Here is a 13,224-nt window from a genome sequence, read left to right on the forward strand (position 1 = left end):
CGCAAATGAGCCTATGACCAGCAACCGTCTGCTCATGATTGCTCCGATCGTAACTGATCTCGAAGCAACCAAGTCGGAGGAGGCTGATGCGTTCCGACTTCGCGCCTCACACCCCGTCGAGGATGATCACCGTCGGCTTCGACGGCAGCGCATCCCGGGACATCCGGAAACTTCGTTCCATGCGGCGATCGATCTCGAACTGCTGGCCGATGCGTTGCATGAAATCATCGAGCGGGGTGGCGAAGCGGTGCATCGGCAGCACGACCGAGGCGCGCAGCCGCTTGGTGATCTCGGAGACGCCGTCGAGCGACATGGTGTAGGTGCCGTCGATCGGCACCATCACGATGTCGAGCCGCCCGATCTGGGCAAAATGGCTGTCGTCGAGCTTGTGGTGAAGATGGCCGAGATGGCCGATGCAGAGGCCCGCGACCTCGAAGATGAAAATGGAGTTGCCGTCACGGATCATGTCCGCGCCGGAATCGTCGCCGAAATAGCGGCGGATGTCGGTCGTGACGTTGCGAATGAAGGTGTCGCCGATGCGCTCCGACACGATGGCTGGCTTGCCGTCCTCGCCCCAGCCATGCAGCACACGTGGAATGCGCTTGTCGGGATATAAAGAGTAGTGCGTGCTGTGGGCCCGGTTCATGGTGACGACATCGGGCAGCCGGCCGACCTGGTAGGCCCCGCTATAGTCGGTGGCGATGCGCAAGCCGCCGGGCGTGTCGATGAAATAGGTGGAATGGCCGGCATAGGTGATCTCGACCTCGGCCGCGGCCGCCGCCTGCTTGAACGCGACCGACATGAGGCGCGGCGCAGCATTGGCCATCGCCAGGCATTCGCTGCGCTGTGGCTGTTGGGCGAGGGCATGCGACAGAGTTGCGCCGAACAGCGCCAGAGCCACCGAAACCAGTCGCCGCATGAATCCATCCCCGATGACTTCAGGGGGAAAGTCTAGCGTGCAATGCAACGCGTGGCCAACAGCGCGCGATCAACAGCGCGTCAGTGTCGCACCCTCACGCCGGCCCATTGTCACTCCCGCCGCGGGCTGAACTTCCAGGTGATGGCGACGAGGCCCGCGGTGATCAGGCTGCTGACGAGACCGACGATGGGCAGCGTGAGCACCAGGGCAGCGCTGGCAGCCCAGCCGATCGAGGAGAACGCCTCGGCGAAGGTCGCAAGCCGCGACGAGGTCTGGCGGCGGCGGAATTGGCTGCGCCGGGCCTGCACCCGGAACCAGAGCTGGATTGCGGTGGCGGAGGCCGCGCTGACGATGACCGCACCGGCGCTGACCGCGGCCTGGAACGGCGAGGCGAAAGCGAGCGCCGCGATCAACGGGCAGAAGATGACGGCGATCGCGATCAGCACCACCTCGATCTTGGCGCGGATGACGCTCGACGGCGTCAGCGGCGCGGTCGCAACCAAGTCGGGCGCGTCCTCGCCCGAGATCGTCAGCCAGGCAAGCCCGCCGGCGAGTTGTCCAGCCGCCATGACGATGACGGGCGTGATCAGCGTCAGTGCCGCGGAGCTGTCGGCAAAGTTGCGCCAGAGCAGCAGCGCCGGTGGCACCAGATAGAGCAGCTGCATCAGCGTCTGCGAGATCAGCCAGGGATCGCGCCAGAGCAGCGAAAACTCCTTGCGCCGCAGGGCATGCTGCCGCGATCCGCCGCGAAACGGGCGCTCCTTCGCGCTGCGACGGCCGGACGCGCCATAGGCGGCGGCATCGATCGCCGTGTCTGCAAAGCGGCTCGAGAAGATCGCCATGACGCTTCCGAGCAGCACGAGCCCGAGTGCCAGGAGCAGCAGCAGCGCCTCGGCGTCCCCCATCGCCGCCCGCGCCGGCCACCACCAGATGCTGTCGGCATCGGGCGCGTAAGCGGCCAGGCTACCCGAAGTCAGGATGGTGAAGCGCGATAGCGTGCCGTAGGACATGATTGCCGCGACCTGGAGCGCGATCACGAAGCCGGCGCCGATGATCGCGGCGAGGATCTGGGCGACGAACCGTGTCCGCGCCGGACCGATCAGGCGGAACAGCAGGATAGTGACGGCGATCGCGACCGCTGCGGCCGACAGGCCCATGGCGATGACGACGCCGAACGCTGCGAGCCAGCGCGCGCCGCCCCCGAACACCAGCACGTCGATAAAAGGCGTCGAGAACAGCAGCGCCATCACCGTGACGGTGAGCGCGATCGCGGCGATGCGCACCGAGAACAGATTGGCCAGCGTCGCGGGTGAGGACATGATGAGGTCGAGATCGGCGCGGGCGTAAAACACCCGGGTCACCGATTCGATCGCCTGTGACAGCATCAGCGTCCAGGCGAGAAAAATCGTCGCCGAGATCACGATCAGCGAGGATTTGTCGAGCGGCAATTGCAGGTCCGCGAAGCGGCCGATCACCGCCCAGGCCGGCACGTGCAGCAGCGCCGCGAAGAACAGCAGGCCGATTACCGCTGCACGCGTTCGTTTGCGCCGCCCGCCGGTCATCATGGCGAGCCATTCGCGCCAGGCGAGCCGGAGCTCGTGGCGGGCGAACCAGGACAGCGCGGTGGCCGAGCTCATGCGGCTTCCTGGAGCGTCACCAGTGCGATGAAGAGATCTTCCAGGCTGGTATCGGCATGCCCGTTTTGCTGTCGCAGCTCAGTCAGCGTGCCCTCCGCAACCAGCCGGCCGGCTGCGATCACGCCGATGCGGTCGGCCATACGTTCGGCGACCTCGAGGATATGCGTGGTCATGATGACGGTGCAGCCGGCGCGGACGCGCTCGCTGAGGAGTCCCTTGACATGGCGGGCGGAGACGGCGTCCAGTCCCGTCAGCGGCTCGTCGAGGATGATGAGGCGGGGATCGTGCACCAGGGCGCCGGCGAGGGCGACCTTCTGGCGCATGCCCTTGGAAAAACCCTCGCAGCGTTCGTGCCGGTGCGGCTCGAGCCCGAGCGAGTTCAGGAGCTCCGCGGCGACCGGTTCCGAGGCTGATGGTGCGATGCCCCACAGACCGGCCACGAATTCGAGATATTCGAGCGGCGTGAGCTTGTCATAGATCATGGGCTCGTCGGAGACCCACGCCATCACCTGCTTGGCGGCGACGGGGTTTTGGAGCGCATCGATGCCGAAGATGGAGACTGCGCCCGCATCGGGCCGCAAAAGGCCTGCAACCATGCGCAAAGTGGTGGTCTTGCCGGCGCCGTTGGGGCCGACCAGCGCATAGAATTCGCCGGCATGGATGGTGAGATCGAGGTTATCGACCGCCAGACGGTCAAAACGCTTCGTTAACCCCAGGACTTCGAGCGCCGAGTCGTCCCGCTTCATCACGGCCACACCTTGCGGTTTTGCATCGCTCGCGACCATGCCCCGAAGATGTTTCGGCACCGTGAATCGCGCTGCGGCAAATTCCGTCATCCGGATTGGACTAATAGCAAGTCACCGTTTGTTGACAGCGCTTGGCGGTTCAGGCTGAATTGGCGAAGGGACGAATGGCGCGAACGCAGCGAAACGACTGCGTAGCGACTGAACACAAGATGCGGCAAGGCGGTCAGGAAGAACCGCCGGTTGTATCGGGAGGATGCGCGACGATGCTGGATTTCGTTCAGCAGCTGGTCAGCGGTGTTGCGCTCGGCTGCGTCTACGGCCTGATCGCGCTCGGCTTCGTGCTCGTCTACAAGGCCACCGAGGTCGTCAATTTCGCCCAGGGCGATCTGATGATGCTGGGCGGCTTCTTTGCCTTCACCTTCATCGGTATGATGGGCCTGAACTACTGGATCGGCTTTGCCGGCGCGGTGGCGGCGATGGCGCTGTTCGGCATGCTGGCCGAGCGCGTGGTGGTGCGGCCGATCCTCGGCTATCCGCAATTCTCCATCATCATGGCCACCATTGGGCTCGGCTATTTCCTGCGCTCGGTCTCCGGCATGATCTGGGGCACCGACGATTTCAAGATCGACACGCCCTTCAGCCAGGGCGTGCTGCGGATCGGTTCGCTGGTGCTCGCCCATGACAAGCTCTCGGTGATCGCGGCGACGGTCATCCTCTGCGCGCTGCTCTGGCTGTTCTTCAACAAGACCACGCTCGGCACCGCGATGCGCGCCAGTTCCGAGAACATGCTGGCGGCCTATTACATGGGCATCCCGGTCAAGCGCGTGGTGTCGATCGTCTGGGCGATCAGCGCGGCGGTTGCGACCTGCGCCGGCGTGCTGCTGGCGCCGATCACCTTCATCCATTCCAATGTCGGTCTGGTGCTGGGCCTGAAAGCGTTTCCGGCCGCCGTGCTCGGCGGCTTCGGCTCGATCCCCGGCGCCGTCGTCGGCGGCGTTCTGATCGGCGTCATCGAGAGCATGGCCGGCTTCTATCTGGCCGAGGGCTGGAAGGACGTCGCGCCCTATATCGTGCTGCTCGCCGTGCTCTTGCTCAAGCCCGAAGGCCTGTTCGGCCTTCACGTCCGCAAGAAGGTCTGAACGCATGCGCTTCCTGTTCAAGACCGACTACGAGGACGACATCAGGCTGTTTCCGCATTCGGGCTATTACGTCTCGTACGGTCTCCTGCTGGCCGTGCTGCTGATCGCGCCTTATGTGCTCTCCAGCTATCTGATGAGCCAGCTCGTCTTCGTCTGTATCTACGCGACGGTCGGCGTGGCGTTGTTGATCTTGACGGGTTTCACCGGGCAGGCCTCACTCGGGCATGCGGCGTTTCTCGCGATCGGTGCGTATACGGCGGCTTATTTGCAAAAATATGGTGTGCCGTTCCCGGTCTACTTTCTCGCCGCCGGGCTCCTGACCGGGCTGATCGGTGCGCTGGTCGGCTTTCCCGCGCTGCGGCTGCAAGGCATCTACCTCGTCATCGCCACCATCTCCTTCGCCTTCATCGTCGAGGAGATTCTGGCGCGCTGGGAGAGCGTCACCAACGGCAACGAGGGCATGCGGATCAAGGCGGTGTCGCTGTTTGGGGTTGCAGTCTCGCGCGACAGCCCCACCTTCTATTTCCTCTGCCTCGCGGTGCTGGTGCTGACCATCGTCGGCACGCTCAATTTGCTGCGGTCGCCCACGGGGCGCGCCTTCGTCGCGATCCGCGACAGCGAGACGGCGGCGCGCAGCATGGGCGTCAATGTCGCGCTCTACAAAGTGAAGTCCTTTGCGATCTCCGCGGCGATCACCGGCTTCGCCGGCGTGTTGTTCGCGCACAAGCTCTCCTTCATCTCGCCGGAGATGTTCACGCTCCAACTCTCGATCGAGTTCATCATCGTAATCCTGATCGGCGGCACCTTCAGCCTGCACGGCGCGGTGCTGGGGGCGATCTTCATCGTGATGATCGATCCGTTCCTGACCTACCTCAAGGACGACATGCCCGGCATCATCGCCGGCATTGCCGCGACCTTCGGAGCGGGCACGCAGACCGCCGCCAATGTCCAGTCCAAGGTCGCGGCCTTTGCCTCGCTCAACGGCCTGAAAGGCGCGATCTACGGCATCATCATCGTATTGTTCGTGCTGTTCGAGCCGCTCGGGCTTTACGGCCGCTGGCTCAAGATCAAACTCTTCTTCCAGCTGTTCCCGCTCTACAAACGCGCCACTTTCAAGCGGCAGAAGATCTACGTGAAGTCGGAGCGCAACCGATGAGCTATTTTCGCGCCGAGAGCTTGTCGCTGCATTTCGGCGGGCTGAAGGCCGTCGATGCGGTGTCTTTCGCGGTCGAGAGGGGCGAGATCCTCTCGATCATCGGGCCGAACGGCGCCGGCAAGAGCTCGATTTTCAACCTGATTTCGCGGATCTACCGGCCGACCTCCGGCCGCATCTTCTTCGAGGATCAGGACATCACGGAGCAGCCGCCCCACGACATCGCAAGGCTCGGCATCGCCCGCACGTTCCAGAACATCGAGCTGTTCGAGAACGCGACGGTGTTGTCGAACCTGCTGGTCGGACGCCACCGGCATTCGACCACGCAGCTTTGGCAGGAACTGTTGTTCCTACCGGGCGTCCGCGCCGACGAGAAGGTGCATCGCCGCAGGGTCGAGCAGGTCATCGAATTCCTCGATCTCGAACCCTATCGCGACAAGCTGATCTCGGGTCTGCCTTACGGCGTGCGCAAGGTGATCGAACTGGCGCGCGCACTATGCTCGGAGCCGAAGCTGATCCTGCTCGACGAGCCGTCCTCCGGCCTCAACGTGGAGGAGACCGACGACATGTCGTTCTGGATCCGCGACCTCAGGAGCGAGCTCGGCGTCACCGTGCTCATGGTCGAGCACGACATGTCACTGGTCAACCGCGTCTCCGACCGCGTCATCGCCCTGAACTACGGCCGGGTGCTGGCGATGGGCTCGCCCGCCGAAGTGCAAGAGCACCCCGATGTCGTCGCCGCCTATCTGGGAGCCTGACGCGATGGATGCCGTGGTGACACCAGACATCATCCTGAAACTCTCCAACATCGAGAGCTATTACGGGCCGATCATGGCGATCCGCGGCATCTCGCTTGAAGTGCCGCGCGGCCGCATCGTCACGCTGCTGGGCGCCAACGGCGCCGGCAAGACCACGGTGCTCAAGACGATCTCGGGCATTCTCGATCCGCAGAAGGGCGCCATCGAGTTCATGGGCAAGTCGATCCAGCGCATGGAGGCGGACAGGATCGTGCGGCTGGGCCTCAGCCATGTGCCGGAGGGACGCGAGGTGTTCCCGTTCCTCTCCGTGCGCGAGAACCTGATGATGGGTGCCTATCCGCGCAAGGATCGTGACGGCGTTGCCGAGGATCTGGAGCGCGTCTACGGCTATTTCCCGCGGCTGAAGGAGCGCATCAACCAGCCGGCCGGACAGCTCTCCGGCGGCGAGCAGCAGATGCTCGCAATCGGCCGCGCGCTGATGAACCGGCCGACGCTGTTGCTGCTCGACGAGCCCTCGCTCGGACTGTCGCCGATCCTGGTGAAGGAGATCTTCGCTATCATACGCCGCGTCAACGAGGAGCAGGGCATGTCGATCCTGCTGGTCGAGCAGAACGCCAAGGTGGCGCTGGAGACGGCGCATTATGGCTATGTGCTGGAGATCGGCCGGATCGTGATGAACGACAGCTGCGACCGTTTGATGCATTCGAAGGACATCCAGGAATTCTACCTTGGCGCCAAGGAAGCGGGCGCACGAGGCGAGCGGCGCTGGAAAAAGAAGAAGACTTGGCGTTGAAGCAAGACTTGGCGTTGAAGGAAGAATTGGCGTTAGATCGGGAGACCCGTCCGAAACAATAGACCGCCGGCAAGGCAGGCAGCGGAGGGGAATGCGACAAGGAGGAGACGTGAATGGCCCGACCGGCGGTGCTGACGGTCGCTGACACGATCGCGAAGAGCTTTTTGCGCGCCGCGGAAACGCGGGGCGACAGGCCGGCTATACGCGAGAAGAAATTCGGGATTTGGCAGCCGACCAGCTGGCGCGAATGGTTGGAGATCTCGAAGGAGATCGCCTACGCGCTGCACGCCATCGACTTCAGACCCGGCGACGTTGCTTCCATCATCGCCAACGCAGTGCCGGAATGGGTCCATGTCGACATGGGCATTCTGTGCGCCGGCGGCGTCTCCTCCGGCATCTATCCGACCGATGCCTCATCCCAGGTCGAATATCTCGTCAACGATTCCCGGACGAAAGTGATCTTCGCCGAGGACGAGGAGCAGCTCGACAAGGTCCTGGCCTGTCGCGCACGCTGTCCCTCTCTGCGAAAGATCATCGTGTTCGACATGGAGGGCCTCAGCGGCTTCTCCGACGACATGGTGATGTCGCTCGAAGAGTTCCGCGCACTCGGGCGCAACCACATGGCCGGCCGTGACGCGCTATGGCAGGAAATGGTCGACAGTCGCAGTGCGAGCGATCTCGCGGTCCTCGTCTATACATCCGGCACCACGGGCCCGCCCAAGGGCGCCATGCACGCCAACCGCAGCGTCACGCACCAGATGCGGCACGCCAACGATTTCATTCCGGCGCGCGAGAACGAGGACCGGCTGATCTTCCTGCCGCTCTGCCACGTCGCCGAACGGATTGGCGGCTATTACATCTCGGTCGCGCTCGGCTCGGTGATGAATTTTGCCGAGAGTCCGGAGACCGTGCCGGACAATCTGCGCGAGGTGCAGCCGACCATCTTCCTCGCGGTGCCGCGGATCTGGGAGAAATTCTATTCCGCGATCACTATCGCCCTAAAGGACGCGACGCCGCTGCAGCAATGGGTCTACCGCCGCGCCATCGATATCGGTTATCGCATGGTCGATTGCAGGATCGAAGGGAAACCGCCGCCGCTGTCGTTGCGTATCGCGAACGGCATCGCTTATCGGCTCGCATTCCGCAACATTCGCCGCATGATCGGGCTCGACCGTTGCCGCATCGCCTTCACCGGCGCGGCGCCGATCGCGCCGGAGCTGATCCGCTGGTATCTCGCGCTCGGCATCGACATTCATGAGGTCTACGGCCAGACCGAGAATTGCGGGGTCGCCACCATGATGCCGGCGGAGCGGATCAAGCTCGGCTCGGTCGGCAAGGCGGTGTCGTGGGGTGAAGTGGCGCTGTCGCCCGACGGGGAGATCCTGATCAGGGGCGACTTCCTGTTCATGGGCTATCTGAACCAGCCGGAGAGGACAGCAGAGACCATCGACCGTCGCGGCTGGCTGCATACCGGCGACGTCGGCAGCATCGACAATGAGGGCTTCGTCCGCATCACCGACCGGATGAAGGACATCATCATCACCTCGGGCGGCAAGAACATCACGCCGTCCGAGATCGAGAATCAGCTGAAATTCTCGCCCTACATCTCGGATTCCGTGGTGATTGGCGACAAGCGGCCATACCTCACCTGCCTCGTGATGATCGACCAGGAGAATGTCGAGAAGTTCGCGCAGGACCACGACATCCCGTTCACCAATTATGCCAGCCTGTGCCGCGCGGCGGAGATCCAGGACCTGATCTGGCGCGAGATCGAAGCGGTCAATGCCAATTTCGCCCGCGTCGAGACCATCAAGAGATTCTATCTGATCGAACGGCAACTCACTCCGGAGGACGAGGAGCTGACGCCGACCATGAAGCTGAAGCGCGGCTTCGTAAACAAGCGCTATGCCGCCGAGATCGACGCAATGTATCCGACGCGGGCGGTGGCTTGAACAATCCTGTTTGAATAACAGCGAAGGAGTGATGGCCCCACCCTTCGCATCATAAGGGCCCCAAGGAGAGGAGACGTCAATGTCGAGATCGTTGAGAACGTTCGGCTTTGCGGCAGGCGCGGTGGTGCTCACCTGTTTGCCTGCCGCGGCGCAGACCAAGGTCACCAATGAAGGCATCTCGGCCTCCGAGATCGTCATCGGCACCCATCAGGATCTGTCGGGGCCGATCAAGGTCTGGGGCGTGCCGGTCTCCAACGGCATGAAGATGGCGGTCGAGGAAATCAACGCGGCCGGCGGCATCAATGGCCGCAAGATCAGGATGATCCTCGAGGACAACGGCTACGATCCGAAGAAGGGCGTGCTGGCGTCCCAGAAGATGGTCGAGCGCGACAAGATATTTGCAATGATCGGCTCGATGGGATCGGCGCCGACGCTCGCCGCGCAGGACATCTTGTTCGATGCCGGCGTCCTCCAGCTCTTCCCGCTGACCGCCGCCGAGTTCACCTTCAAATTCGACCCGGCCAAGCCGCAGGAGCGGCTGAAGTTCAACAACCTCTTGCCCTATGTCGAGAGCACGCGCGCCGCGCTGAAATACATGGTGGAGTGGAAGAACTTCCAGAAGCCCTGCATCATGCATCAGGATGACGAGTACGGAAAGAACGTGCTCGACGGCTTCACCCAGCAATTGACGGCCATGAAGCTGCAGCCGGCATCGGTGACGAGCTACAAGCGCGGCGCCTCCGATTTCAGCGCGCAGATCGCCAAGATGAAGTCCGACGGCTGCGACCTCGTCGTGCTCGGCACCGTAATCCGCGAGACCATCGGAGCGATGACAGAGGCGAAGAAGCTCGGTTGGGACGTTACTTTCCTGGGGGCGACGCCGACCAACGTGCTGGAAGTGCCGGCGCTCGGCAAGGACGCCGTCGAGGGCCTCTATGCGGCGAGCGGCTTCGAGATCCCCTACGAGGACACCGCCAAGGGCAAGGTCCACGACTGGCTCATCAACTACAAGAAGATGTTCAACACCGATGCCAACACCCAGGCGATCATCGGCTACAACGCGGTGACGACGTTTGCGTTCTACGCCAACAAGGCGGGCAAGGATCTGACCGGGCAGAAGATGCTGGACGCGCTGGAATCGGGCGACAAATTCCTCGACATCTTCAACTCGCCGCCGACCAAATTCTCCAAGACCGACCACCTCGCCAACACCATCACCCAGGTGCAGCAGGTCAAGGGCGGCCGCTGGGTTCTGGTGAAGGACAATCTGATGTTTTGATTTCTTCGCCTCTCCCCGCATGCGGGGAGAGGCCGGAATGTACGCAGCAAATTCCGGGTGAGGGGGCTCTCCGCGAGTCTAACGTCACCGGATTCGCTGAAGCAGCCCCTCACCCCACCCTCTCAGCGCCAGCGAAGCTCGTCGCGACCCCGTAAGAACGGGGAGAGGGAGAGCACACAGCCCTACGATCCCCCACCGGCGGTGCCTGAATTCACCGGGGCCAGTTCGTCTTCCCGGCAGCGCCAGCCGTCGGCAGCTTTCACAAACGCAAAGGTGCGCTGGATCCGCAGGCGGCGTGTGACGTTGAAGGCGTCTGCGGAGCGCTCCTTGTTGCCGACGCCAGGCTGCGGACGACCCGTTGTGGCGTTCCAGCAGGTGCCCGTGCACGTCGTGGCGATCTTGCTGCAGGTGGCGAAGGGTGCAAGCACGGCCATCTCGATTTCGCCCGTGACCTGCGCCTCCTGCTCGCCCACCTGGCTGTCGAGCGCGTAGACGCGGTTGATGCGGAGGAAGTTGCCGCAGGAATTGGCCGCGTGAATTCGCGCGGCGCAGAAATCGACGGCATCGGTGTCGGGCGCGCGGGCTGCGACCTGCCGGCCGAACACCTTCTTCGGATCGCCCTTCGCCGCGCCAATCTCGTCGGCCTTGTGCTTCAGATAGCCGGCAAGACAGTCCTCCGCGGATTCGAGCTCCCCGAGCGGCACGTTCTCCTTGCCGACCAGATTGCATTTGCGATCGCGCTCCCGCGTCCACCGGCCATATTCGGCGAAGGCAAAGCGGGCCGCGGTCGGATCGAGCTTGCCGATCAGGCCGAGAACCTGGCTGTTCAACTCGGTCTCGGCAAGCGCCAGCGACGGGTCCGCACAGATCAGCGCGCCCGCGGCGGTGTTGGCCGCGAGACAGTCGAAATCCTGATCGCGCACGATCGCGGCGCGCTCATCGGTCACCTTGAGAAGACATGCCTTCACCCGGTCGAAATCGTCGGTGCGGATCGCGGTCTGGCCGACGATGCCGCAACCGAGGTTGCGCTGGCGAACCCAGATCGCGTTCTCCTCGATCCCAGGCAGGCGATCGGGCAGGCGGGCAAGCCGCGCCTCGATTCCCGTACTCAGCTTCTCGGCGGCGGCGGCAAGCTCGGCATCACCGCAGAACAATTGATTGCCGGGATCGCGGATCTGCTGGCAGTTGTTCCTGGCGAACAGCGGCAGCCTGTCGGCGACGGAGCGGTCGGACGGGCTGGATTGCGCGAAGCCTGGAGCCGCCGGCAAGGCCAGCAGCGCAAGCACAGTCAGCACGATGAACCGCATTCCAGTCGCCCCCGCATAGCCGCGGCCATGCTAGCGTCCCGGATCGCGCTGTGGAATGGGTTTGTGGGTAAGCGTACTTTGTGCTGGTAGCCCGGATGGAGCGCAGCGCAATCCGGGATTCGTGCGACAGGCGGCATCGCGGAGCCCGTCATCGAGCGGCGCTGTGCGCCGACCCCGGCGGCTCCATCCCGGCCTATAAGAAAATCAACGCGCCTCGGCGGCGACCATCGAGAACCGCACGGGTTCGTCGACATATTTCATCACGGCCGACCGGTAGAGCACGAACAACGGCTGGTAGCTCCGCGCAGCGTCGTCCTCGACCATTGCCATGCGGCGGTTGTCGAGCATCAGCCAGTGGCCGTCGAGCCGTGCAGCGGCAACCGCATGCTCTTCGCCGGCCCTGACGTCACGCACGACGACGATGCGGAGATCTTCGGTGGCGACGCCCGCGAGCCGCAGGGCGGCGAGCTTGGCAATGGCATAGTCCTCGCAGTCCCCAGCGCCACGCGCGAAAGTCGCGAGCGGCGAGCTCCAGACGTCCTCGGAACCGTCATCGGCGGCACGGATGGCGAGGTTGATCGCGCGATTGATTTCGCCCAGCAGAGCGCGGCCGTCACGGCTGCGGGCCTGGTCGACGATGGCGAGCAGTTTCAGCGCAGCGGGCGACGCGCAATCGTCCCGGTCGCCGTCGCACAGCGCGAGCTGCACCATGTCATCGTCGAGCCTGGACCTCAGCGCGAGCCATTTCTGTTGCAGGCTGCCGGCGGAGATAGCGAAGGCGAACACGCCGAACGGCTCGGCGGATTTGCGCACGAGGACGCCGGCCCCCGGCGACAGTAGTGTTCCAGCGCGAAGCTCGGCGGCCGATCCGAGCAGGATCAATCCGCACAGCACAACGATTGCGCGCCAAGCGCGCGAGCGAGCAGCGGTCTCCATTTGACATCCCCTTCCGGCTTCGCCAGGTCCCCCTCGACCTGCACGTGCCGGGCTTTGTTGCTTTCGCGGAGATAGTGCGAGGCCGCCGGTTTTGTTCTGCTTAACGCGCCCGGCTGGGGTCCCAAAACCGGGCAACAGGCTGAAATGGGCCTGCTCAAATTGCGTAAAATTTTACGATTCGCCGGCTAGGAGGGCGGCAGTTGCCGCGAAGAAGGACCAATTGCAGGCACAAGTTGTCGTGGAACTGATTCTGCGCCTTATGGCTAACGGCTCGCTATTTCACGGCTTCTGTTAGTTGGATCACAGATTTGGCCCCGTATTTGCCGCAGGGTGGTGCGGGGATCCACGAACAAAAGATGACATAAGTATCTATTGTAGGATTTCTACAACGGAATACATGGGGTTACTGGAAATGAGCGAAAATAAGCGCTATTTTACTTATGAGTATTCCAAAAATTACTTTGGCTTCTCTGCGGGCGCCCAGCCGCCTGAGAGCATCGACCGCTTGGTGATGCCAAATCACACAAGCAATAGGTGGTTTCGCTAAGGACTTGGTAATGATATGCAAGTTTAGGCGAGCGATACTTACTTAGATTTTAACTCCT

11 protein-coding genes are annotated in these 13,224 nt (G+C 63.2%); 6 read left to right on the top strand and 5 right to left on the bottom strand.

The genetic code is table 11. From position 1 onward, the window contains the following. Positions 1 to 106 precede the first annotated feature (106 nt). From IVB40_RS02750 to IVB40_RS02760, 3 genes are all read right to left on the bottom strand, one after another. Positions 107 to 919, bottom strand: coding sequence for an MBL fold metallo-hydrolase (locus IVB40_RS02750; RefSeq protein WP_027570076.1), 813 nt, complete (start codon positions 917 to 919; stop codon positions 107 to 109). A gap of 110 nt (positions 920 to 1,029) precedes the next feature. Next, positions 1,030 to 2,556 carry a permease gene (locus IVB40_RS02755; protein ID WP_247818030.1) on the bottom strand — a complete coding sequence of 509 codons (1,527 nt, stop codon included), beginning with the start codon at positions 2,554 to 2,556 and terminating at the stop codon, positions 1,030 to 1,032. Continuing rightward, entirely contained in the window at positions 2,553 to 3,302 is a 750-nt protein-coding gene (locus IVB40_RS02760) for an ABC transporter ATP-binding protein (protein WP_027570078.1), read from the bottom strand. Before IVB40_RS02760 ends, IVB40_RS02755 begins: the two co-directional genes overlap by 4 nt. A 263-nt stretch (positions 3,303 to 3,565) precedes the next feature. Between IVB40_RS02760 and IVB40_RS02765 the strand changes: the two genes are divergently transcribed. From IVB40_RS02765 to IVB40_RS02790, 6 genes are all read left to right on the top strand, one after another. Further along, a complete protein-coding gene (locus IVB40_RS02765; RefSeq protein ID WP_027570079.1) occupies positions 3,566 to 4,441 on the top strand; it encodes a branched-chain amino acid ABC transporter permease in 876 nt (291 codons plus the stop codon). A 4-nt stretch (positions 4,442 to 4,445) separates the two neighbouring features. Beyond that, a complete protein-coding gene (locus tag IVB40_RS02770) occupies positions 4,446 to 5,597 on the top strand; it encodes a branched-chain amino acid ABC transporter permease (protein WP_247283228.1) in 1,152 nt (383 codons plus the stop codon). Then, the gene (locus IVB40_RS02775; protein ID WP_247818031.1) at positions 5,594 to 6,352 is read left to right on the top strand and encodes an ABC transporter ATP-binding protein; all 759 of its coding nucleotides are present in this window, start codon (positions 5,594 to 5,596) and stop codon (positions 6,350 to 6,352) included. Before IVB40_RS02770 ends, IVB40_RS02775 begins: the two co-directional genes overlap by 4 nt. Positions 6,353 to 6,356: 4 nt before the next feature. Next, positions 6,357 to 7,145 carry an ABC transporter ATP-binding protein gene (locus IVB40_RS02780; protein ID WP_247283233.1) on the top strand — a complete coding sequence of 263 codons (789 nt, stop codon included), beginning with the start codon at positions 6,357 to 6,359 and terminating at the stop codon, positions 7,143 to 7,145. Positions 7,146 to 7,258: 113 nt separating this feature from the next. Continuing rightward, positions 7,259 to 9,097, top strand: a complete 1,839-nt coding sequence (locus IVB40_RS02785) for an AMP-dependent synthetase/ligase (protein ID WP_247818032.1) — start codon at positions 7,259 to 7,261, stop codon at positions 9,095 to 9,097. 79 nt (positions 9,098 to 9,176) lie between these two features. Continuing rightward, positions 9,177 to 10,376 (top strand): ABC transporter substrate-binding protein, encoded by a 1,200-nt coding sequence (locus tag IVB40_RS02790; RefSeq protein ID WP_027570084.1) that lies wholly within the window; start codon positions 9,177 to 9,179, stop codon positions 10,374 to 10,376. A 182-nt stretch (positions 10,377 to 10,558) separates the two neighbouring features. Here the strand turns inward: IVB40_RS02790 and IVB40_RS02795 are convergent, their stop codons facing one another. Both IVB40_RS02795 and IVB40_RS02800 read right to left on the bottom strand, forming a co-directional pair. Beyond that, entirely contained in the window at positions 10,559 to 11,683 is a 1,125-nt protein-coding gene (locus IVB40_RS02795; protein WP_247464137.1) for a lysozyme inhibitor LprI family protein, read from the bottom strand. Between the two features lie 204 nt (positions 11,684 to 11,887). Further along, entirely contained in the window at positions 11,888 to 12,619 is a 732-nt protein-coding gene (locus IVB40_RS02800) for a transglutaminase-like cysteine peptidase (RefSeq protein ID WP_247464134.1), read from the bottom strand. Positions 12,620 to 13,224: the final 605 nt, after the last annotated feature.

This window comes from Bradyrhizobium sp. 40 (assembly GCF_023100925.1).
Classification (GTDB): domain Bacteria; phylum Pseudomonadota; class Alphaproteobacteria; order Rhizobiales; family Xanthobacteraceae; genus Bradyrhizobium.